At 73.2% G+C, this 21,902-nt stretch carries 17 protein-coding genes; 9 read left to right on the plus strand and 8 right to left on the minus strand.

The features are described from left to right. Positions 1-27 precede the first annotated feature (27 nt). On the minus strand, positions 28-795 hold the full coding sequence (locus ACFV3R_RS12025) for a helix-turn-helix domain-containing protein (protein ID WP_385579638.1): 768 nt from the start codon (positions 793-795) through the stop codon (positions 28-30). 319 nt (positions 796-1,114) lie between these two features. Between ACFV3R_RS12025 and ACFV3R_RS12030 the strand changes: the two genes are divergently transcribed. After that, complete coding sequence (locus tag ACFV3R_RS12030; RefSeq protein WP_385579641.1) at positions 1,115-1,912, plus strand: sulfite exporter TauE/SafE family protein; 798 nt, start codon at positions 1,115-1,117, stop codon at positions 1,910-1,912. 199 nt (positions 1,913-2,111) lie between these two features. Further along, positions 2,112-2,360 (plus strand): hypothetical protein, encoded by a 249-nt coding sequence (locus ACFV3R_RS12035; protein WP_385579644.1) that lies wholly within the window; start codon positions 2,112-2,114, stop codon positions 2,358-2,360. 223 nt (positions 2,361-2,583) lie between these two features. Here ACFV3R_RS12035 and ACFV3R_RS12040 read toward each other — a convergent pair whose 3' ends face one another. The 7 genes from ACFV3R_RS12040 to ACFV3R_RS12070 form a co-directional block, all read right to left on the minus strand. After that, positions 2,584-4,047, minus strand: coding sequence for an amidase (locus tag ACFV3R_RS12040; RefSeq protein ID WP_385579647.1), 1,464 nt, complete (start codon positions 4,045-4,047; stop codon positions 2,584-2,586). A 274-nt stretch (positions 4,048-4,321) separates the two neighbouring features. Then, on the minus strand, positions 4,322-5,902 hold the full coding sequence (locus tag ACFV3R_RS12045) for a purine-cytosine permease family protein (protein ID WP_385579650.1): 1,581 nt from the start codon (positions 5,900-5,902) through the stop codon (positions 4,322-4,324). Between the two features lie 453 nt (positions 5,903-6,355). Further along, on the minus strand, positions 6,356-8,311 hold the full coding sequence (locus ACFV3R_RS12050; RefSeq protein WP_385579653.1) for an amino acid transporter: 1,956 nt from the start codon (positions 8,309-8,311) through the stop codon (positions 6,356-6,358). A gap of 481 nt (positions 8,312-8,792) precedes the next feature. Beyond that, on the minus strand, positions 8,793-9,557 hold the full coding sequence (gene mtnC, locus ACFV3R_RS12055; RefSeq protein ID WP_385579656.1) for an acireductone synthase: 765 nt from the start codon (positions 9,555-9,557) through the stop codon (positions 8,793-8,795). After that, positions 9,554-10,132, minus strand: a complete 579-nt coding sequence (locus ACFV3R_RS12060; RefSeq protein ID WP_385579659.1) for an acireductone dioxygenase — start codon at positions 10,130-10,132, stop codon at positions 9,554-9,556. The genes mtnC and ACFV3R_RS12060 overlap by 4 nt, the downstream gene beginning before the upstream one ends. Then, positions 10,132-11,961 carry an S-methyl-5-thioribose-1-phosphate isomerase gene (mtnA, locus tag ACFV3R_RS12065; protein WP_385579662.1) on the minus strand — a complete coding sequence of 610 codons (1,830 nt, stop codon included), beginning with the start codon at positions 11,959-11,961 and terminating at the stop codon, positions 10,132-10,134. The genes ACFV3R_RS12060 and mtnA overlap by 1 nt, the downstream gene beginning before the upstream one ends. A 156-nt stretch (positions 11,962-12,117) precedes the next feature. Next, positions 12,118-13,314, minus strand: a complete 1,197-nt coding sequence (locus tag ACFV3R_RS12070; protein WP_385579665.1) for an MFS transporter — start codon at positions 13,312-13,314, stop codon at positions 12,118-12,120. Between the two features lie 368 nt (positions 13,315-13,682). Between ACFV3R_RS12070 and ACFV3R_RS12075 the strand changes: the two genes are divergently transcribed. From ACFV3R_RS12075 to ACFV3R_RS12105, 7 genes are all read left to right on the plus strand, one after another. Continuing rightward, positions 13,683-14,756, plus strand: coding sequence for a TauD/TfdA family dioxygenase (locus ACFV3R_RS12075; protein ID WP_385579668.1), 1,074 nt, complete (start codon positions 13,683-13,685; stop codon positions 14,754-14,756). Next, on the plus strand, positions 14,753-15,499 hold the full coding sequence (locus tag ACFV3R_RS12080; protein ID WP_385579671.1) for an alpha/beta fold hydrolase: 747 nt from the start codon (positions 14,753-14,755) through the stop codon (positions 15,497-15,499). The genes ACFV3R_RS12075 and ACFV3R_RS12080 overlap by 4 nt, the downstream gene beginning before the upstream one ends. After that, positions 15,496-17,115 (plus strand): condensation domain-containing protein, encoded by a 1,620-nt coding sequence (locus ACFV3R_RS12085; RefSeq protein WP_385579675.1) that lies wholly within the window; start codon positions 15,496-15,498, stop codon positions 17,113-17,115. Before ACFV3R_RS12080 ends, ACFV3R_RS12085 begins: the two co-directional genes overlap by 4 nt. A 77-nt stretch (positions 17,116-17,192) precedes the next feature. Next, positions 17,193-17,924 carry a phytanoyl-CoA dioxygenase family protein gene (locus ACFV3R_RS12090; protein WP_385579678.1) on the plus strand — a complete coding sequence of 244 codons (732 nt, stop codon included), beginning with the start codon at positions 17,193-17,195 and terminating at the stop codon, positions 17,922-17,924. A gap of 1 nt (position 17,925) precedes the next feature. Further along, positions 17,926-19,338: a hypothetical protein gene (locus tag ACFV3R_RS12095; RefSeq protein WP_385579681.1), complete on the plus strand. Its 1,413-nt coding sequence runs from the start codon at positions 17,926-17,928 to the stop codon at positions 19,336-19,338. Next, positions 19,335-20,144 carry a hypothetical protein gene (locus ACFV3R_RS12100; RefSeq protein ID WP_385579683.1) on the plus strand — a complete coding sequence of 270 codons (810 nt, stop codon included), beginning with the start codon at positions 19,335-19,337 and terminating at the stop codon, positions 20,142-20,144. The genes ACFV3R_RS12095 and ACFV3R_RS12100 overlap by 4 nt, the downstream gene beginning before the upstream one ends. Positions 20,145-20,148: 4 nt before the next feature. Next, complete coding sequence (locus tag ACFV3R_RS12105) at positions 20,149-21,873, plus strand: asparagine synthetase B family protein (RefSeq protein WP_385579686.1); 1,725 nt, start codon at positions 20,149-20,151, stop codon at positions 21,871-21,873. Positions 21,874-21,902 lie beyond the last annotated feature (29 nt).

The following is a 21,902-nucleotide window of genomic DNA, read 5'->3' on the forward strand; positions in this document are numbered from 1 at the left end:
GTCAGGTGTGGTCGCTGGGGACGCCGCCTACCGGGGCCCTGCGGAGAAGCGGGACGGGGGCTTTCCGAAGGCGCGAGTGAAGGCGGCGGTGAACGCAGCGGGTGAGGCGTAGCCGAGGCGGCCGGAGACCTCGCTCACCGACGCCGTGCGCAGGAGCGGAAGGGCCGCGAGCAGGCGGGCCCGGGACCGCCAGACGGCCGGGCTCTCGCCCGTCTCCGAGCGGAAGCGCCGGGTGAAGGCCCGCTCGCTCATGGCCGTCCGCGCAGCCCACGACGCGTTGGTGACGCCGACGTCCGGGGCGGCCAGGTACTCGCGGCAGAGGGCTGCCAGGTCGACGGAGGCGGGAATCCCCACGTGGAACGGGAGCGGCGCCCGCGCGGCGATCTCGTGCAGGAGGAGATCGGCGATGCTGCCCTCCCGCCCGGACAGACTGTAGTCGGCCTCGAACTCCACTGCGGCAAGCAGCAGTTCGCGCAGCAGCGGCGGGACGTCCACGACCATGCAGGTGGCGGGCCACCAGGGGACAGCGCCCGGCTCGATGTACAGGCTCCGGGTACTGACCCCGAGCATGCGGACGCGGTGCCGGGTGGCAGCCGGAATGAGTACCGCGCGCTCAGGCGGAACGGTCCAGCTGCCCTCGGCGGTGTCGACGACCATGAGCCCGGTGGCGCCGTAGAGGAACTGCGCACGCCGGTGTTCGTGCCAGTCCAGCAGATGACCGGAGGGGTAGTCGGTGCCGATCGGCAGGACCGCCCGGGCCACCTGGTCGACGTCGGCCAGGGAGACGTTCTTCACCACCCCACGCTAAGGGGTCCTTGCAAGATGAGCGTCCGATGAGGTCGCGTGGTCTGGTGCCGTGCATCGCAAGGCGCCGGAGAGTCCTCGTAGCGGAGCTACCAGGGCTTTTCGGCAACGCCGCGTGGTCTGGTGCCGTGCACCGCAAGGCGGGGAGCCACCCGTACTGGGGGCATCGGGGCGATGCGGCAACGCTGCGAGGCGCCGTGCCGGGCGTCGGGAGCCCGCGGATGTCACGCGACACCCCGTGGCTGACACGCGAAGAAATGACGCCGACCATCGCATGCGGGACCTCCCCGGCGGCTGGTGGGGTGGTGCCATGAACGATGTCGTCCTGCTCGGGATCGGGCTCCTCACCGGAGTCACGACAGTGCTGTTCGGGTTCGGCGGGGGTTTCGTCACCGTCCCGACCGTGGTGTGGGCGGATGCGGCCCTCGGCGGTGACGCGATACGGGTCGCGACGGCCACCTCGGCGCTGGTCATGGTGGTGAACGCCGGGTTCGCCACGGCCGCCACCCCCCGTCGGGTGCTCCGCGCCCTGCGCAGCAGCGGCCTGCTGCTCCTGTTGCTGGCGGTCGGAGCCTTCGCCGGTGCACTCGCCACCCACCACTCCCCCGCGGCCCTGATCCGCTGGGCGTTCGTCGCCTACCTGGCCCTCACCGTCCTCGACCTGCTCCTGCGCCCCGGCTTCCTGCGCCCGCGCGGGCCGGTCGAGGCAGCGGACCGGGCGTCGCGGCCGCTTCCGCCCCTGCTGGGCGCACCAGTCGGTGCCGTGGCGGCGTTCCTCGGCGTGGGCGGAAGCGTCATGACCGTTCCCGCGATGCGCCGGGCCGGTCACACGATGGCCGTGGCGACCGCACTGGCCAACCCCCTCACCCTGGTCATCGCCCTGCCGGCCGCCGCCGTGTCCCTGAGCGGCACCGTGAGCGCGGAGGCTGCGCACCCGCACCTGCTGGGCCTCGTCGACCTGCGCGCCGCCGCAGCGCTGCTGCTGGGCGCCCTGCCCGTGATCGCGATCCTCCGCCGCCACCCGCCGCGGGTACCCGACCGTGTCTACGCCTGGGCCTACATCGCGCTGTTGGTCCTGGTGACGGTCGCCGTCGTCCTGGCGGGCTGAGTCGCATCCGTGCGCCCTCACGCGAGCCCGCACGGGTGCGTCAGCGTCGACCGTGTCCGCCACCAGCCGTTCCCGTGAGGCGTGAGCCAGTGACCGGTCACGGACGGCCCTCCCCGGATGTGGGGCGCGAGCCGGGCCGGGTACCCGGGCGGCGGACACGCGGTCCGGCACGCCGCAGCCGCGCACCGGGACTCGACCCGTGATCAGCGAGGCACACGCACAGGCACTGCTGGAAGGACGCGACGACGCCGAACTCGTCGTGGTGGAGGGGCGCGCCCACGTCGTGTCCGCCGACTCACTGGAGCGGGAACCCTACAGGGGGGCGCTGCGCATCGTCTCCCGTCCCGACCTGGCGGGGCCCCTCGGCGACATCCGCTCCCTCTCCGCCGACACCCTCGCAGAGGTGGCCGGCCGCCTCGACGCGACGGCCACCAGGCTCGGAGCGTAAGGGCTGTCCCGTGGCCCCCGGCGGGCTCCCGGCGTCCAGGACGGCGCCTCGCCCCGTTGTCGAAGCGCCCGAACACACCAAGTACCCAACTGGAAGGCGAAGGAGGAGGCGACCATGGGTGAGGGCGAGCAGCACCGCGAAAAGGGCGGTGCACGACGCCGCGATCCCGCCGACCGCCCGGGCGGCCCGAGGGCAGGCCGCACCACGGGCCCGGTCCGCCGGCCTACGCGCAGAAGGGAGGGCGCTGCCCGGACCACGGAGCGGCCTGCTCCAGTTGGGACGCCAAGCGGATGAGCACGTCCTCCCGCCCGTGGGCCGCGACGAGTTGCACGCCGATCGGGAGTCCGTCGGAGTTGCGGTACAGGGGCAGGGAGACGGCGGGCTGGCCGGTGACGTTGAACGGCAGGGTGAAGGCGATGAACCGGGAGACCTCGGCGACCAGTTCCATCGGGTCCTTCGCGTCCGGAGCCAGTTCCCCCAGGGGAGGCGGCGGGGCGGGCAGCGTCGGGGTGAGCAGGACGTCGACGTCGTCCTCCCACAGGGCGGCCACGCCTCGCGCCCACCGGTGCCAGGCCTGTATGCCGGAGACCCACTGCGCGGCCGTGACCGAACGGCCCAGCTCCGCGAGCGCCCCGTTCATCGGTTCCAGGTCGGCGGGTTCGAGCCGTTCGCCGAGGCGCTGCGACCACTGTTCGAGCTCCCAGGCGAGCACGGCTGAGAACATGGTCGGCAGTGTCTGGAACAGTTCGGGGGCGTCCAGAGCGGCTGCCGGTGCCGGCTCGACACGGTGGCCGAGGCCGTCGAGCAGCCGTGCGGTGTGTTCGACCGCGGCCACGCAGTCCTCGTGGGCCGGGGCGGTCGCGCCCGGCGGTGTCCAGCGGAAGCCGATGCGCAGGGTGCCGGGAGGGGCTCCGACCTCTTCGCGGTAGGGCCGGGCCGGCGGCGGGGCCGCATACGGGTCGCCGGTTGCCGGACCGGCCGTCACGTCGAGTACGGCGGCGGTGTCACGGACCGAACGGGTCAGCACGTGTTCGTGCGTCACCCCTCCCCAGTACTCGCCGTGCTGCGGGCCCAGGGTGGTCCGTGCCCGGGTGGGTTTGAGACCGACGACTCCGCAGGCGCTCGCGGGCATCCGGATCGAACCGGCCATGTCGTTGCCGTGCGCCACCGAGACCATGCCCGCGGCGACGGCTGCCGCCGAGCCACCGCTCGAACCGCCCGGGGAGCGGCTGGTGTCCCACGGGTTACGGGTCGCCCCGTGCGCCAGCGGCTCGGTGGTGACACTGGTGGCCAGTTCGGGGAGGTTCGTCTTGCCGCAGAAGACGAAGCCTGCCGACCGGAACCGCGCGGCCAGAGTGGAGTCCTCCGGAGCCCGCCAGTCCCTCTTCTGCAGGGCGCGCATCGCTCCGTACGTCGGGTCGCCCGCGGAATGGCACAGCATGTCCTTGAGCAGCATGGGAACACCGCGGAAGGGCCCGTCGGCCAGCTCCGCCGAGCCTGCCTCGGCCAGCGCCTTGTTGAACAGGGGCGTGATGACGGCGTTGAGCCCGCCGTTGAGCCGCTCTATTCGTCCGATCGCTGCCTCGACGAGTTCCTTCGGCGACAGTACCCCGCGTCGCACGAGGTCGGCCTGGGCCGTTGCGTCCAGCCATGCGAGCTCGTCGCCGGGCACCGAACTCTCCGTCATCTCTTCACCGTTCCGGTCGTTGCGCTCAACCGGCCGGAAAGTCGCCCGCGTCCTGTTCCTCTCCGGACGCGGCGACGGATGCGTTCCGGCCGCGGTCATACGCTACGGAACATCGTGCGACACCCTGAAGGCAACCTGGCGTCGGCTGCACCGGGCGGCGACCGGGCGGGAGAGCGGCGCGAACGGGCACCCGGCCGCCCGGAGGGCACCGGCGCGCACCGGTGAGGGCAGCCCGGGTCCGGGGCCGTGGCAGCTCTCGCCGCACGGGGCGGCGTCATTCCCGCGCGAGGTCGAGGGGGTCACGGGGCCCGCGGGATACGTCCTGGGCGCTGATCGCGGGAACGGGTGTGTCCGCTGTGGGCACCAGTCGGGCTCCGTCCGGGCCGAACACGGCGCGGGGCTCGGGGAAGAGGACGAGCAGGCCGAGGTAGAGCACGGCGGCGACGGCCAGCGACAGCGGCAGGCTGATGTCGACGCCTCCGGCCAGGTCCCCGAGGGGCCCGACGAACTGGCCCGGGATGTCGGTGAAGAGGACACCGAGCACGGCACCGGCCCACCACGCCGTCAGTCCGCGCCAGTTCCAGCCGTGCGTGAACCAGTAGCGGCCGCCGCGCTGCCGCCGGTTGAAGACCTGGAGGGCGTCGGGGTCGTACCAGCCCCGGCGGGTGAGGTGTCCCAGCATCAGCACCACCATCCAGGGTGTGGTGCAGGTGACGATGACGGTCGCGAAGGTGGAGATCGACTGCACGAGGTTGAAGGCGAACCGGCCCACGAAGATGAACGCGAAGGAGACCATGCCGACCAGCACGGTGGCCTGGACCCGGGACAGACGGGGGAAGACGGAGGAGAAGTCGAGGCCGGTGCCGTAGAGCGAGGTGGTGCCCGTGGAGAGGCCGCCGATCAGCGCGAGGAGGCAGACCGGCAGGAAGTACCAGCCGGGCGAGACGGCGAGCAGCCCGCCGACGAAGTCGGGCGCCGACGCGTCCACGTACCGCGGTGCCCTGGTGGCGATGACAGTGGCCGTCGCCAGGCCGAACACGAACGGCAGGAGCGTGGCCACCTGGGAGAGGAACGCCGCAGCGACCACCCGCCGGCGCGGGGTGGCGGACGGGATGTAGCGCGACCAGTCGCCGAGGAACGCGCCGAAGGAGACCGGATTGGAGAGCACGATGAGGGCGGCGCCGATGAAGGCGGGCCAGAAACCCGCCTGCGTCGTGGCGGGGGCAGGGCCGGTGAAGGAGCCCGGGTACGAGGGGTCGAAGTCTCCCGCGAAGGCGAACACGCCGAGTGCGAACAGCAGGCTGGCCGCCGCGACGGCGATCTTGTTGACGAAGAGCATGAGGCGGAACCCGTACACGCACACCACCAGGACGAGCCCCGCGAAGACGGCGTAGGCCGCCGCGTAGGACCAGTTCCCGCGCGGCAGCCCGAACAGCCGGTGGGCGCCGCCGACCAGGGCGTCGCCCGAACTCCACACCGATATCGAGAAGAAAGCGACGGCCACCAGGAGGGAGAGGAAGGAGCCGACCACCCGGCCGTGGACGCCGAGGTGCGCGGAGGAGGAGACGGCGTTGTTCGTGCCGTTGGCGGGTCCGAAGACGGCCATGGGGCAGAGGATCAGCGCCCCGACGCCCACCCCCAGGCACGTCGCCGCCAGCCCTTGCCAGAACGACAGGCCGAACAGGACGGGGAACGCGCCGAGAACACAGGTGGAGAAGGTGTTGGCGCCGCCGAAGGCGAGGCGGAACAGGTCGAACGGGCCGGCGTGACGGTCGGAGTCGGGGATGCGGTCCACCCCGTGGGTCTCCACGTCGGTGAGAGCCGGGGCGGCGGTGGGCGGGTCGGGAGCGGACACGGGGACTCCACGGGGCGTCGGTCGGGGACTGGGGGCACGCCGCGGGACGGCCGCCCGGTGCGGCCCGCGTGCTCGACGGGGACGGAACCGGTCGTCGCGGGGTGCGGAGCGGTGCCCGGAGCGCCGCGGGGGTGTGCAGCGCGCGGCGGCGGAGCTTCTGGCTCACCGGGGGACGCTATCCACGGCCGGCACTCCCCCACCAGGCGCGCAACCGTCCAGCCCCCGCCACCGGCATGGACGATTGCTCCACTCGCGAACCCGGGGGAATGCCGCAGATGCCCTCAAGGACCCCGTGTGCGTCCGGCACCCGTCCGCCTGCTGCCGCGAGGAGGCGACCCGGGGCGGTGGACGTCCCGCAGGAGGAGGCACCGGGAGCCTCCGCACGCTGATCCGTCCTGGCAGGGAACTCCTCCGGTCCGGCGGCCGCTGACGCCGGCCGGACCGGTCTTGGTCTCAGGCCGTGTGGACGCGGGGGCGGCGGGTGCGGTCGGGTTCGGCCTCGCGCAGCACCTCGCGGGTCACCGGGGCGACCTCACCGTGGCCGAAGAGGAAGAAGCGCAGGAAGTTGGCGAACGGGTTGCCCTCGGTCCACTCGAAGTACATGTGCGGGGTGCAGCCGGTGACGTCCCGGACGTGGAGGAGGAGCGCGGCCAGGGCGTTGGGGACGGAGGAGGACTCCAGGGTCAGGACGCGGTAGCGCTCGTGCAGCACCTCGCCCCGGATGCTCAGGCTCGCCTCGAACTCGGAGGGGTCGGTGACGGTGACCTCGGCGAAGACGAAGTCCTCCTGTTCCGGCAGGTCGTTGTCGGCCCGGATCTGCTCGATCTTGTCGCGGTACTCGGCCTTGTCCCGCCGGTCGGGCTCGTTGGCGATGAAGCGGATGCGGCGGTGGGACATGTCGCGGATGAAGCGTTCGGCCATGTCGTCGGTGGTCACGCTGGTCACGCGCAGTTCGAAGGCACGGGCCAGCCGGGAGGCCAGGGACACCAGGATGATGCCGACGATGAAGCAGGCACCGATCTTCACACCGTCCGGACGCTCGATGACGTTGACGACCGTCGTGTAGAGGAACACCGTCGCGACGAGCGCGAAGGCGGCGGTCCGCAGGCGTTGGCCGGCCTTGTGTGCGGCGATGGTCACGGCGACGGCTGCGGAGCTGATCAGCACCAGCACCCCGGTGGCGTAGGCGCCGCCCTGGGCGTCGACGTCGGCGTCGAAGATCCAGGTGACCAGGAAGGCGATCAGGATGAAGACGATGACCATGGGGCGGACGGCCCGCGCCCAGTGCGGCGCCATGCCGTAGCGGGGGAGGTAGCGCGGCATCAGGTTCAGGAGGCCGGCCATCGCGGAGGCGCCGGCGAACCAGAGGATGCTGATGGTGGAGATGTCGTAGACCGAGCCGAACGCCCCGCCGAGGTACTGGTGCGCGAGGTAGGCGAGTGCCCGGCCGTTGGCCTGGCCGTCCGACTTGAACTCCTTCTCCGGGATCAGGACCGTGGTGATGAAGCTGGTGGTGATCAGGAAGGCGCTCATGATCAGTGCGGCGGTGGTCAGCAGCTTCTTGGTGTCGCGGATGCGGCCCCTGGGGTGCTCCTCGGTGTCGTCCTCGTCACCGCGGACGTGCGGCATGACGGCGACGCCGGTCTCGAATCCGGACAGGCCGAGGGCGAGTTTCGGGAAGACGATCAGGGCCAGGCCGACCATCACGAACACGTTGCCGTGTTCCGCGGTGAGCGCGCCGGTCCAGTCGGTGACCAGGTGCGCCGCGCTGACGACCTGCCACAGGCCGGAGACGACGACGACCACGTTGAGCGCGAGGTAGACGCCCACCAGGGCGACCGCGACACCGATGGCCTCCAGGAAGCCCTTGAGGAAGACCGCGCCGAGCAGGGCCACCAGGAACAGGGTGATGACCAGTTGGTGACCGTGCAGGTAGCCGGTCAGGTGGGGGTTCTCCACGAGGTGGGTGGAGGCGTCGGCGGCCGAGAGGGTGATGGTGATGAGGAAGTCGGTGGCCGCGAAACCCAGCAGGGTCAGGACGAAGAGTTTGCCCTGCCAGAAGGTCAGCAGGCGCTCCAGCATCGCGATCGACCCCTGACCCCGCGAGCTCTCCTCAGCCACCCTCCGGTAGACCGGGAGGGCGCCGGCGAGAGTGACTATGACCAGCACGATGGTGGCGATGGGCGAGAGCAGGCCGGCCGCCAGGGCCGCGATGCCGGGCTGGTAGCCGAGGGTGGAGAAGTAGTCGACGCCGGTCAGGCACATCACCCGGTACCAGAGCTGGCCCTTGTGCGGTGGCTCCGGGACGGCGTGGGGCCCGGTGTGGCCGCCCTGCCTGCCCATGTCGGACAGCCCCTCCAGCATCCAGGTCCGCAGTCGGCCCGGGGAGCGGGGTTCGGTGGCAGCCATGGGATGTGCTCTCCTGACATGCGGTTCAGCGGAGTGCCGGCGATCTTGCAGGTGGCTGAACCAGCGTAAGCAAGGAGTGGGGGACGGGCCCGGCTGACGGGTCGTCCAAACGTGTCAAGGAGATGGCGGCACCTCGGGAAACCGGCTGGGCCGGGGCAGGGAGCCGACGGCGCCGGGGGGCGAGGACCTGGCTCAGGGAGCGCAGGGCCCACAGGTCGGCGAGATGGTCGACGCGGTGCGGCGGGTGGGCGTGGCCGGCGCCGGCGGGTGGGCGTGGTCGGCGCCGTGGCGGGGCAGGAGCGCCACCCGCCGGCCGGCGACCGTTCCCACCGCGACGGTGTCGGAGGGATCGCCGTAAGGGGTGGTCACCTTGGCCGGCCGGCCGGGCATCGGCGAGCAGCGCGCAGCGTGCAGAACCCGCTGCCCCTGATGACGCCGCTCTCCGCCGGGGTCCGCGGCGCCGTCCGCGTACTCTGTCCGGTCATGGCGGGGACACCTCGTTCGCGGAGTCGGGGCGGGGGGTCGGCCCGGCTCCGCGGTCGGCGGTGGTGAGGGGGACGTCGTCGAGTGAGGTGACGGTGGGGTGGCCGGGCACCTGCGGCCCGTCGGGGTCGCCGGGCCGCCGCACCCCCAGGACGCGCCAGCCGGCGACCGCCGCGGCGTCCAGTTCCGCGGCCACGTCGCTGAGGAAAAGGATGTCGCCGGGCACGCCGCCGACCGCGCGGGTGATGGCCCGGTAGGAGTCGGGCGCCCGCTTGGGCCCGGCGCTCTCCAGGTCGAAGTGGCCCCGCAGCAGGCCGGTCAGGTCGCCGTGGTCGCTGTACCGGAACCAGTCCCGCTGCGCCTGCAGGGAACCGGAGGAGTAGACGTACACCTCGATCTCCGCCCCGGCCCACCGGCGCAGCGCCGGGGGCACGTCCGGGTAGACGTGTCCGGTGAGCGAGCCGTCCGCGTAGCCCTGTGCCCAGATCAGCCCCTGCACCGTCTTCAGCGGGGCCGCCTTGGTGTCGCTGTCCGCCCAGGCGGCCAGTGCGGCGACGGCTCCCGCCTCGTCCAGCAGCGGGTCCGACGCCGTCGCCCGTACCGCCTCCAGGACTTCGGCGTGGCGGGCGGTGCCGCGCTGGTCGGCGAACCAGCCGGCCAGGCGCTGCCGGGCGTAGGGGAAGAGGACGTGGTGCACGTGGTCCGCCGAACCGGTGGTCCCCTCGATGTCGAGTACCACGGTCCGTACCGTCAGCGGGCTCACCGCGCCTCCTGCAGCAGCGTGTCCAGCGGGGGGAAGCGCCGGGCGAGGGTGTCCTGGGTGAAGTCCCCGACCCAGCCGTCCTCCTCCCGGAAGAAGCGGATGGCGCAGAAGTCGGGGCGCGGGCCCATGTCGAACCAGTGCCGGGTGCCGGCCGGTACCGACAGCAGGTCGCCCGCCTCGCACACCACCGCGTGCACCCGGTCCTCGACGTGCAGGTAGAAGCAGCCGCGGCCGTGGGCGAAGAACCGCACCTCGTCCTCGGCGTGCCGGTGTTCCTCCAGGAAGGCCTCCCGGGCGGTGCGGGCCCGCTCGCGCCACTGCGGCGTGTCCTGTGGGGTGAACCGGACGACGTCCACCACCCGCATGTCCTCCCGGGCGCGCAGCTCCGCCACCGGGTCCCGGTAGTGCTCCAGGACGTCGGCCGCGGGGGCGCCCGGGGGCGTCGCGCCGCGCAGCGGCCAGCGCTCGAACGCCACCCGGCAGTCCCGCAGCACCTCGGTGATCTCCTGCTGGTCGCGGGTGCGCAGGAGCACCTCCTCGGGCGCGTCGTGCGCCATGGTCTGCAGCAGGGTCATCAGTCGTCCTCTCCGGTGGGTGCGGGGGCCTGGTCCCATACTGACGGGCGGGCTCCGAGCAGCAGCAGTTCGCAGATGCTCTCCAGGCATTCGAGGTGGTTGCGTGCCTGGGCGGGGTCCGCCCCCCACGCGGTGATGCCGTGGTCGGCGATGAGGAGGCCGGGGGGCGCGTCGGGGGTGCGAGCGAGGTAGGCGGCCACCTCCTCCGCGATCCGGCCCACGTCGCGGTGGTTGGCGAAGACCGGGAGTACGGTGCGGGCGGGGTCGTCGAGGCTGAGGCCCTTGAGCAGCTCGAAGTGGCGCAGCGTGAGCCGCTGGAGCCCGCGGTCGGCGGCGCGGCAGGCCACCGCGGTGGCGTACGGGGAGTGGACGTGGACGACCGCGCCCGCTCCGGCCGCCCGGTAGAGCGCGGCGTGGATGGCGGTCTCGGCCGAGGCGCGCAGCGGCCCCGGGGTCACCCTCCGGCCGGTGTCCGCTTCGACGAGGACGGTGTCCTTCTCGGTCAGTTCCCCCTTGTCCCGCCCGCTGGCGGTGATCAGCGCGTGGTCCGGGCGCTCCGGGAGCCGTACCGAGAGGTTGCCGGAGGTGCCGGGCATCCACCCCCTCTCGTACAGCCGGCGGGAGAGGGCCGCGAGGGTGCGCGCCAGGAGGGAGGAGGGGGCGGCGGGCGACGGTGTGGCGGCAGTGCCGGAGTGCGCGGACGTGTCGGCCGGGGCAGGCCCGGCTCCCCCGGGACGGAACGTCTGCTCCTCGGAGACCAGAGCCGTGATCAGTTCGGCCGGCGTGACGTCGAACGCCGGGTTGAAGACGCGCGCACCGCTCGGGCCGGTCCGCACCCCGGCGTGGTCGAGGACCTCTTCCGGTGCCCGTTCCTCGACGCGGATGCCGGTGCCGTCCGCGAGCGTGCGGTCCCACGAGGACTCGGGGGCCACGACGACGAACGGGATGCCGTGCCGGGCGGCGGCCACCGCGAGCGCGTAGGTGCCTATCTTGTTGGCCGTGTCGCCGTTGGCCGCGATCCGGTCGGCCCCCACCAGCACGCAGTCGACCAGGCCGCGGGACATGGCGGCGGCCGCCGCGGAGTCCACGCACAGCCGGTAGTCCACGCCGGCCTCGCCCAACTCCCAGGCGGTCAGGCGCGATCCCTGGAGCAGTGGGCGGGTCTCGTCCACCAGCACCTCGGCGACCCGGCCCCGGGCGGCGAGTTCCAGGACGGTGCCGAGTGCGGTGCCGACGGCTGCGGTGGCCAGGCGGCCGGTGTTGCAGTGGGTCAGCAGCCGCAGGGGGCGGTCCCCGGCGAGTGCCGTCACCAGGTCGGCGGCGCGTTCCACCGCCCGGCGGTTGGTCTCCCGGTCCTGGGTGAGCATCGACGTGGCCTCGGCGAGCACTGCCTCGTGGCCTTCGGGCAGCCGTCGCAGGACGCGGTCCACCGCCCAGCTCAGGTTGACGGCGGTGGGGCGGGCCGCGGCGATCCGGGCGGCGTCGGCGCGGACGGCGGCCTCGGCCACAGCGCCGCCCGGCAGCCGGTGCGCGCGGGCGGAGAGCGCCACACCCAGCGCACCGGCCAGGCCGATGGCCGGGGCGCCGCGCACCGCCAGCGAGCGGACGGCCGCCACCACCTCCTCGACCGTGGTCAGCCGCAGGGTGCGGACGGTGTGCGGCAGGAGCCGCTGGTCGATCACGACTACTGCGCCGTCGTCCCAGTACAGGGAGGTGTCGGAGGGCGGCGAGGGTGCGGCGGGGGCTGTGGCGGAGGCGTCGCGGCCCGGTACGGCGGTGCCGTCGGGGCTCGGGGCGTCATGGGGGGTGGCGGAGAGCGGGGCGGACATGGTTCTCCTGGTGTTCGGCTGGCAGTGGGGATCGCGCCCGTGCGAGGACCGTGCGGAGAGACATGGCGGGGTGCTGCGTGACGGCGGTGCGGCGGGGGATTGCGCGCCGCCGCATGCGTGCGGACCGGACGTTACCGCGGGAGCCGGGTCGAGGGCTCAGGCCGCGGCCTGCTGCGGGCCGGGGAGCGTGGCGAACCGGGACTCGGCGCGGCGTGCGACGGGCGGTACCGCCAGGCCGGCCACCAGGAACATGGCGCCCAGCGCCAGGCAGCCGCCCCAGCCCCAGCCGACCATGGCGCCGGTGGCGACCAGCGGGGTCAGGACCTGGCCCAGGTCGCGCCCGACTCCGAACAGCCCCTGGTACTGGCCCACCGCGTGCTCGGGGGCGAGTTCGAAGGACAGCCCCCACGATCCGGCCGCCTGGTACAGCTCCCCCGTCACGTGGACGGCGCAGCCCGCCACCAGGAAGGCTCCGGCGAGCCAGAGCGTTCTGCCGTCGGCAAGGGCGAACAGGACACAGCAGCCGGCCAGCATCACTCCGGCCCGCAACTGGGCCCGCGCCGCGCCGCGTACGGTGTCGGTCCCCCGGCTGACCCGGACCTGGAAGAGGGTCGCGGAGACGGTGTTGACGAGGACAAGGACGGAGTAGAGGGCGACGGGGACGTCGGTGTGCGCCGCGATGTAGAGCGGCAGGGCCACCGTGAACAGGCCCAGGTTCATGCCGAGTGCGGCGTTGAGCAGGGTCAGCGCGACGAAGGGCCGGTCCCGCAGGACCACCCAGCGCGGCCCGTCGGTACTGCGTGGCACCGCCGGGACGGCCGGCACCCGCAGTGTGGCGAGGGCGGAGAGGAGGTAGCAGCCGGCCGCCACCAGCAGCACGGCGACGTAGGCGCGGCGGGTGTCGGACAGCAGCGCGGCCCCCGCGAGCAGGGCGCCCACGGCCCAGCCGGCGTTGGTGACCGCGCGGAGGTAGGCGCGGGTGCGCACCCGCTGTTCGGAGGGCACCGAGCCGGCGATCAGGGCCCCTTCGGCAGCGAGCCCGGAGGACTCGAAGAGGGTCACCAGGCAGGCCACCACGAGGAAAGCGGCGAAGCCCTCGACCAGAGCGTAACCGCACAGGAGGAGGGCTTCGGCGGTGCGGGCCGCAGCCCGCAGACCGCGAGGCCCGAGCCGGTCGGAGAGGTGGCCCGCCGGGACACCGCCGGCCATACCCACCAGGGAGGCCACGGTGAGCCCCACACCCACCTCGCCGGCGGGCAGGCCCACCACCCGGGTCAGGTAGAGCGGCAGCACGGTGTAGAAGAGGCCGCGCCCGATACGGCTGGTGAGTGCGGCGACGGCCAGCGGGCGCACCGGGCCCGGCTCCGGAACGGCAGCTCTCCAGAGGTTTAACGGCCTGGAACCCGACATCTCTCTCCTCGCGGTTCGCGGGCAGTGCGCCACGCGCTTTGCCTTCCGGTGATGTTGCCGCAACCACCGTGGCGACACATGGCCCGCGAGTCAACAAGCGGAAGCGCGCAAGAAATTCATCCACCTCCCGCACACCCCAATAGCCAAGTTTTTAGTGTGATATGCGTCACACTGGACACGGTTGTCCCAGGCTGCCTAATCTCTTGCATGGCTCGCGCCGCCCCGAAATTCCTGCGGCGACGACCCCCCTCCCCAGTCTCCTCAGAGATGGGATATCCGCTTTGCCTTTTCCAGTTCATGACCAGAATTCGGTGGCAGAGTTATCCACGACCGCAGTCGGCGGCTGGCTGGGCGGTGACCTCGCTCGCCGGGAAGAACGCTGGCGCATTCCGCTGCCCGCCGGGGCGGCAGCCGAACTGACCGCCGCGGCAGCCTCGGCGGCCGCCCGCAACGTACGTCCCCACTTCACCACCGACCACTCCCCCACCTTCGGCCACCTCTCCGGTCTGGACCACACGGCGGCATTCGCCGCCCAGGTGCGGGACCGGCTCTCCGGCGACCCGGGATTCACCGTCGTCACCGGATTCCCGGTGACGGGCCGCGACCCGGCCGAAGTCGAACTCGCCTACTGGCTCTTCGGGTTGCTGATCGGCCGACCGGTCTCGCAGAGCCGCAAGGGTGATCTGCTGGGCCGTGTCGAGGACCGCGGGGCCGACATCAGCAGCCCCGTGCAGCGCGGTTACGAGAGCGCCGCGGAGCTGCCCTTCCACGCGGACCGCACCGACGTGATCGGACTGCTGTGCGTGCGGCCGGCGGCGTCCGGCGGCCTCAGCCGCCTGGTCTCCTCCAAGGCCCTGCACGACCTGCTGTCGCGGGAGCATCCGGAAGTGCTGGCCGAGCTCTACCGGCCGTTCCCCAACGACCGGCGCGGCGAGGAGCAGCCCGGCGAGCGCCCCTGGTCCGACATCCCGGTCTTCAGCCGCGCCGGTGGCCACTTCGCGGCGCGCTACGTCCGCCGCTTCATCACCGGCTCCCAACGCCACCCGCAGGCCCCCAGGCTGACCGAGGCGCAGGTGACGGCGATGGACACCCTGGACGCGCTGCTGCACCGCCCGGGCGTCTCGCTGGACATGGACCTGCGCGCGGGCGAACTCCAGCTGATCAACAACTTCCACATCCTGCACGCCCGCAGCGCCTTCACCGACGGCGGGGGCGCGGGACGCCTGCTGTTGCGGCTCTGGCTCGCCTTCCAGGACAGCCCCGAACTGCCGGACCACTACGCCGCCCTGTACGGCGCGACCTCCGCAGGCTGCTACCGCGGTGGCGTCTGGCCGCAGGGAGCGGTTCCCGAGCTCGTCGGCCGGCCCGTCACCGCCGCCCGGTGAACGGCCGCACCCACCGGCCCCCGGCAGCGGGGGCGCCGCGTCCCGCGCTCGCCACCAACCCCCGCATCCCGCTGCTGGACTGCGACCACGTGCCGGGGCAGGCGACCGGCCGCACGGCCCCCGGTTCCCTGCTCCTGCTGCACGGCTTCGCCGAGGACAAGACCGCCCTGCGCCCGCTGGGTGCGGCGCTCTGCCCACGGGGCTCCACCGCCGTCCACCCCTCGTTGCGGGGCCACGGCGCGAGCCCCCGCCCCGCCTGGGGCTACTCCCCCCTGGACTTCGCCGCCGACCTGCACCGGATCGCCGACACCTTCCCCCGGCCCCTGCACGTGGTCGGCTACTCCTTCGGGGCGCTCGTCGCCGCCGTCACCGCGGTCGCGCTGGGGCCGGACCGCATAGCGAGTGTCGCCGTTCTCGACCAGTCCTTCGAGGCCGTGCCCGAGAGATACGAGGGGGGTCCCTGGGCTGAGGCGAGCCACCTGAAATGGAACTTCGACCACACGCATTACCTGGACATGTTGTGCACCGCCAGAATTCCGGTTCTCTCCGTCCTTGCCCGCGCGAGTCCGGTAGTTCCGGAACCCGAAAAGAAGCGTATGGCGGACCGTCGCGGGGAATTCTTCTCCTGCACCGTAGCGGAAGGTGATCACCGAAGTTTCCTTCGGGAATCCGCCGTCACCTCACTTGCCGATTTCTACGGTCGCCACTTCCCGGTCACCACCTTTACGGAGGCCATTTCGTGACAGCACCCCACAGCCGCGTCGGCCAGGAGACGCTCGCGGCCCTGCTCCGCATCCACCGCGAGGTGCTGGACGACGAGGGGATCGGCCCGGAGGACAACTTCTACGACCACGGCGGCAACAGCCTGCTCGCCCTGCGCATCATCCGCAGGATCGCCGAGGAGCTCGGCGTCCGCGCCCCGGCCCGGGCGGTGTTCACCGCGCCGACCGTCGCCGACCTCGCCACCCAGGTGGCGGCGGCCGGGCGGCAGGAACCCGCCACCACCCCCGCGCCGGACGGGACTTCGGGCGGCGGGGTCTCGGGCCGGGCCTCGATGGCCCAGGAGTGGGCGATCCTGGCGCAGTTGAAGGACCCCGACGCACCCGCCCTGCAGTTCCATGTCGCCTACCGGGTGCGCGGGCCCCTCGACATCGATGTCCTGCGGCAGGCGCTCCAGGTCCTCACCGACCACCACCCCGGCCTGCGGACCGCCTTCCGGGTACGGGAGGGCCGGGTCTTCCAGGAGGTCGCGGACGCCGTCCCGGCGGACCTGCGGGTGGAGGACTTCTCCGGGCTGCACGAGGACGAACGGCTGGGCCAGGCACTGGACTTCCTCGACGAGGAGGTGCGCCGCCCCTTCGACCGCGCCACCGCGCCGCTGGCCCGGGCACTGCTGGTGCGGTGCACGGCCGAGGACCACCTGCTGGCGCTCGTCTTCGACCACGCCGTCGCCGACGGCTGGTCGCTGGAGACACTGACCGAGCAGCTCTCCGAGGTCTACGAAACGCTGCTGTCCGGCGGCCTTCCCCAACTGCCCGCCGCTGGCTCGTACCTGAGGTGGGCGGCGCAGCAGTGGGAGCGGTACGAGGCGGGCCGCGGCAAGGAGGTCGCGGACTACTGGCGGGACCAGCTCGGTCCGGATCCGGCCGCCTTCGCGCTCCGGCTGCCCGGCTACCTGCCGGGCAGCGGCCTCTCGGGCCCGGCCGCCCTCAGCCTGGAGGTGCCGCCCGCGGTGGCCTCCGCCCTGGACGCCGCGTGCCGGCGGCTGCGCACCACCCCGTACTGCGTCAGCCTGGCCGCGCTCAAGGCCTACGTGGCGCAGCAGACGGGCGAGGAGCGGGTCATCATCCTGAGCACCTCGGCCAACCGCCTGGAACCCGAGTACCAGGACACCGTCGGCTGGTTCGCCAACGGCGTCTTCCCGGTCACCCGGGTGGACGCCTCGGCCGGCTTCGCGCAGCTGGTCGAGGAGGTGCGCACCACCTCGCTGGCCGCCACCGTCCACGGCGACCTGCCGGCCGCCTACGTCCGCGACCTGATGTGGTCCCGGTCGCAGAGCGGCTTCCGCAAGGACCCGGGCGTCTACTTCATGTGCAACGACCTGTGGGGCGGTGCGCTGCGTCTCGGGGCGGCCGAGGTCGCACCGGTCTTCCTCGACGAGCACGCGGACTCACCGGGACTGCACATGTGGCTGCTGCGCCACCGCGACGGCCTGCGCCTCCAGGTCCTGCACTACCGGTCGGAGTACCCGGCCGGCTACGTCCGGCAGTTCGCCGAGGGCTTCCTGGCTGCCCTCTCGGCCCTCTGCGGCACCCCCCACGGGGCCGTCGGCGACGTGCTGCCGCCCGCGAGCCTCTGAACCGGCCCACCCCTCACCGGGAGCCGCCACCCCGAAGCCCCGTCCGTGGGGCCCACCCCCATCGGGAAAGGAACGGCATGCCTGTCATCGACCGCGACGCCTACCTCCGGGACGGGTACCACCCGCTACCCGGTCTCCTGGACGAGAAGGACCACCGCCGGGCCGTCGAGTTCTTCGACACCATGGACGCGGCCGGCACCGTGTCCGACTCCTACGAGCCCGAGTACGACCAGGCCGACGGTGTGCGGCGGCTGCGCAAGCTGCGCCGCCTGCTCTGGAACGACCCCGGGCTGTGGGGCCCGCTGCTCAACCGCACGGGAGCGACCGACCTCGCCCGGCAGGTGATCGGGGAAGGGGCCACCGCCGTCTTCCACGCCGCCTTCCTCAAGCCGGCCCGGGTGGGCACCGAGGTCGCCCTCCACCAGGACCAGGCGCTGTGGACGTACACCTACCCGGGTGCCTTCAGCGTCTGGTTCGCCCTGACGGAGGTCTCGCCCGCCAACGGCGGCCTCTTCGGATGTCCCGCCTCCCACGCGCGAGGACTCGTCCCGCACCGCGACCGGCCGCACTACCGGTGGCACCCGAGCCTGGACGCGGCCGAGGACGGTCTGCGCGCCCCCGTGCAGTTCGTCCTGCGCCCCGGTGACGCGGTGATGTGGGACCGGTACTTCGCCCACGGCAGCGCGGCCAACACCTCACCCGACGACCGGCGCGGCATGGTCGTCGTCTTCGCGGACTCCGGCGCTCCCGGGTTCCGCGCCAGGGACAGCTTCCCCCTGGCGGACATCGCAGCCCTCGGAGGTGCGTGACATGGCGAACCCGACACCGGCCGGCACACCGGGGGTCTGCCTCATCGACAGCACGCTGCGTGAGGGCATGCAGTCGGCGCACGGCCGGCTGACGGTGGAGCAGAGCGAGGAGGTCGCCGCGCTGCTGGCCGCCAGCGGCGTGGACACCGTCGAGTGCGGCCACCCGGCGGTGGACGACACCGAACTGCGGCGGGTCTCCGCGGTGGTGGAAGCGGCCGGCGACGTCCCCGTCCTGGCCCACGCCCGGGCCCTGCCCGAGGACATCGACGCAGTGGCGAAGTCCGGTGCCGCCTGGGTGGGTGTCTTCCTCGGCATCAACGAGACCTCCCGCCGCTCCCGGCTCCCCGGGCGCACCCTGGGGGACCTGTACGGGAAGATCGAGCGCAGCGTCGGCCACGCCCGGCGCTCGGGCCTGCGGGTGCGCTTCACCGTCGAGGACAGCAGCCGCACCGACACCGCGGAGCTGGTGGAGGCGTACCTCATCGCCGCGGAGGCGGGCGCCGACCGCATCTGCTTCGCCGACACCCTCGGCGTTCTCGAACCCGCCCAGGTGGCCGAACGGGTCGCGCAGTTGCGGGCGCGCTGCCCGGGGCCGGACATCGAGGTGCATCTGCACGACGACCGCGGGCTGGCCACGGCCAACGCGCTGGCCGCCGTCGACGCGGGCGCCACCTGGGTGTCGACCTCGGTCAACGGGCTGGGTGAGCGGGCCGGCATCACCGACTACGCGGCACTGGCCGTCAACCTGCACCACCGGGGCACCCGCCCGCTGCCGGACGGGGCACTGCTGACGGAGCTGAGCCGCCGGGTGGGGGCCTACTCGCGGTCGATGCCCGACCACCGCCGTCCCGTCGTGGGCCGCGACGCCTTCCACCACGTGGCCAAGCTGCACGTGCGGGCCGTCGAGCGCGACCCCGGCTCCTACGAGTGGCTGGACCCGGCGGTAGTGGGCCGCAGCCGCAGCACCGAGCAGCCCGCGCTGCCCGCGGAGCCCGTGCAGTGGATCGTCGACCCGCAGGTGATCTCCGCCACCGAGCTGCGGTACCACCGGGCCGGTCCCGGTGAGCGGTACGTGCTGGTGGACAACAGGTTCGTGCCGGGCGCCGGGCAGTACTGCATCGCCCGCCGCATCCCGCACCTGGAGGACTACGGCGCGGGCCACGTCGACACCCATGTGCACCACTGCGACAGCCTGTTCATCTTCCTCGGTGAGGAGGAGGGCTACCGGGGGCTGTCCGTCGAGGTCACCCTCGGGGACGAGGTCTTCCAGGTGTCCAGCCCCGCGTCGGTCCTCATACCCTCCGGCGTCGCACACGGCTACCGCGTCGTGGGCGGGGCGGGCACCTACCTCAACCACGTCCTCGCCGGGGACTACAACTCCAGCCTGCTCGAACCGATGGGGAGCCTGCGATGACCGCACAGACCGACCGGATGGGCGAGGCCAACGCCAAGTCGGCCGCCTGGGACCTGATCGGCTCCCTCTTCTGGGAGTCGGGCCGCACCACCGCGAAGCCCAGCGACGAGGAGATAGGGCTCTTCCTCGACGGTGTGGCGGCCGGGGCCCGCTGCACGGTCGTCGGCGCCTCCACCAAGGACCTGGTGGAGAAACTCCTGGAACGCGGCGCCGAGGTGACCGTCCTGGACTTCTCGACGCGGATGTGCGACGACCTGCGGGCCGCACTGCCCCCAGGCTCTTGTCAGGTGCTCCGGCACGACATCACCCGCCCGGCACCCGAGGGCCTGCGCGCCACCCAGGACTTCGTCCTCAACGACCGGCTGGTCAACCGGTTCGGCGCGGACGAGGCCCAGGCCGGCGTCACCGGCATGCTCGACCTGCTCGCTCCGGGGGGCCAGTTGCGGGCTTCCGTGAAACTGGGGCTCTACCCGATGGACGAGCGCATGATCGCCGCCGGGCGCGAACGCGGCACCCTGGCCGAGTTCTACCAGCCCGAGGCCAAGGTCATCGACTTCGCCGCGGCGGGCGAGGTGCTCACCGACGCGCTGCTGCCGCACGGAGCCATCTCACCGGACCTGCTCCTGCAGTGGTACCGCGGCCGGGGCCGGGAGAAGCGCTTCGACCACCAGGACGTGATCGCGCTGGTCTCGGGGGCCGCGGTCGACGGGCGGGCCCTGCGGCTGGTCTCCTCGACGGAGTTCGGGCAGGCGCCGCAGACCCGGATGTACACCGCCGAGGCCGTCGCCGACGGCCGGGACGTCTGAGCCGGTGTGCGGGATCGTCGCCGTCAGCCTGGCCCCGCAGACGGGGCCGGGTGCCGGCAGTGACGCCCGGCTGCTCGCCCGGCGCGCCGTGCAACGCCTCCTGCACCGCGGACCCGACGGGTTCGGGGTGAGCGGTACGGAACGCTCCGCGGTCGCCATGGCACGGCTGCGGGTCCGCAGCCGGCCGGCCGACGAGGTGCCCTTCCACGGCGTGGGCGCCCAGCCCGCCCATGCCTACAACGGGGAGGTCTACACCGTCGGGGGGCGCGACGGGCAGGGGCCCTTCCGCGTGCCCTCCGGCGGGCTGGAGGAGGCCGAGGCCGTCCACGGACACGACCACTCCTGCCTGGACGGCATGTACGCGCTGGCCCGGCTGACGGCCGACGGCACCGTCGAGGTCACCCGGGACCCGCTCGGCATCAAGCCGCTCTACCTGCGGCGCGGCCCGAGCGGTGTGGCGGTGGCCTCGGAGGTGCCGGCGCTGCTGGAGGTCTTCGGGCGGCCGGCCGTACGCCCCGCCGCACTCGCCCAGTTCCTGCTGCTGGGCCGGGTGGTGGACGGCGGCACGTTCTTCGAGGGCATCGAGCCGGTGGCGCCGGGCAGCCGCCTCCTGCTCAAGGAGGGGCGGGCCGAGGTGGTGGCCGGCGCCGCACCCCTCCCCTCGCCGGCGGAACCGGGCGCCGCCGAGCCGGGGCCCGGGGCGTTGCGGGAGGCGGTCGGACGTGCCGTGGAGCGGGTGCTGGTCTCCGACCGCCCGCTCGGTCTGGCGGTCAGCGGCGGCCTGGACTCCACCGTGCTCGCCGCTGAGCTGTCCCGGCGCGGCGTGGGCGGGCTGCGGACGGTGAGCGTCGTGCCGCAGGGCAACGGCGACGGGGTGCGGGACCTGTCGGCACTGGGCCTGCCGGGCACGGCCTGGCGCGACTGGAACCACCACTGGGTCGGCTTCGGCCCCGGCGACCTGCTGGACGGGGTGGCCGACGCGGTCGCCGCGCTCGGCGAACCGACCGCGCTCAGCAGCGTCCCGATGTACGCGGCGCTGGCCCGCCTGGCGCGGGAGAGCGGCATCGTCGTGCTCCTGGTGGGCGAGGGGGCGGACGAACTCTTCGGCGGGTACCGCAGCTACCTCGCCCTGGCCGGCCTGGCGGCCGCACGGGACTTCTACCTCACGCCCGGACGGCGTGAGGTGGTGGGCGAGTTGCTGGGCGCCGGGGCACTGCGGGCCGCCGAGGCCGCGCTGGATGCGGCGCTGCCCCCGGCCACCGGCCGCGGGCCCGCCGAGGTGGTGCGGGACTTCGAGTACGCGCACAGCCTGGAGCCGCTGCTGCGCCGAGCCGACCACCTGCTGATGGCGCAGGGAGTCGAGGGGCGCGTCCCGTTCCTGCACGGCGGGGTCCCCGCACTGGCCGCGTCGCTGCCGTCCGGCGCGCTGGTGACGCGGGGCCAGACCAAGGTGGCGCTGCGCCGGGCCTACGCCGGTGAACTGCCGCACTTCCGCGACGAGGTGAAGAAGCCCTTCCGTGCGCCGCTGGACGACTGGCTGCTGGGCGCCGGCCGCGACCGCGTGCTTGCGGAGCTGCGCGGCCACCGGGAGCTGCTGGTCGACGCGGGTCTGCGGGCCGGGGGCGTCGACGCGCTGGTACGCCGGGTGCAGGAGGGCGGCCCCGGCACGGCCGGGCCGGCCTTCGGCGTCCTGACGCTGGGCGCATGGCTCGCCTGGCTCGCCTCGTGAAGGGCGCGCCGCAGAGGGAACCGGAAAGC

The organism is Streptomyces sp. NPDC059740, assembly GCF_042733155.1.
Lineage (GTDB): Bacteria > Actinomycetota > Actinomycetes > Streptomycetales > Streptomycetaceae > Streptomyces.

Coding starts and splice junctions, on each gene's coding strand:
- ACFV3R_RS12030 (WP_385579641.1), top strand. CDS start 1,115: ATGAACGATGTCGTCCTGCTCGGGATCGGGCTCCTCACCGGAGTCACG.
- ACFV3R_RS12040 (WP_385579647.1), bottom strand. CDS start 4,047: ATGACGGAGAGTTCGGTGCCCGGCGACGAGCTCGCATGGCTGGACGCA.
- ACFV3R_RS12050 (WP_385579653.1), bottom strand. CDS start 8,311: ATGGCTGCCACCGAACCCCGCTCCCCGGGCCGACTGCGGACCTGGATG.
- ACFV3R_RS12060 (WP_385579659.1), bottom strand. CDS start 10,132: ATGACCCTGCTGCAGACCATGGCGCACGACGCGCCCGAGGAGGTGCTC.
- mtnA (WP_385579662.1), bottom strand. CDS start 11,961: ATGTCCGCCCCGCTCTCCGCCACCCCCCATGACGCCCCGAGCCCCGAC.
- ACFV3R_RS12090 (WP_385579678.1), top strand. CDS start 17,193: ATGCCTGTCATCGACCGCGACGCCTACCTCCGGGACGGGTACCACCCG.
- ACFV3R_RS12095 (WP_385579681.1), top strand. CDS start 17,926: ATGGCGAACCCGACACCGGCCGGCACACCGGGGGTCTGCCTCATCGAC.
- ACFV3R_RS12100 (WP_385579683.1), top strand. CDS start 19,335: ATGACCGCACAGACCGACCGGATGGGCGAGGCCAACGCCAAGTCGGCC.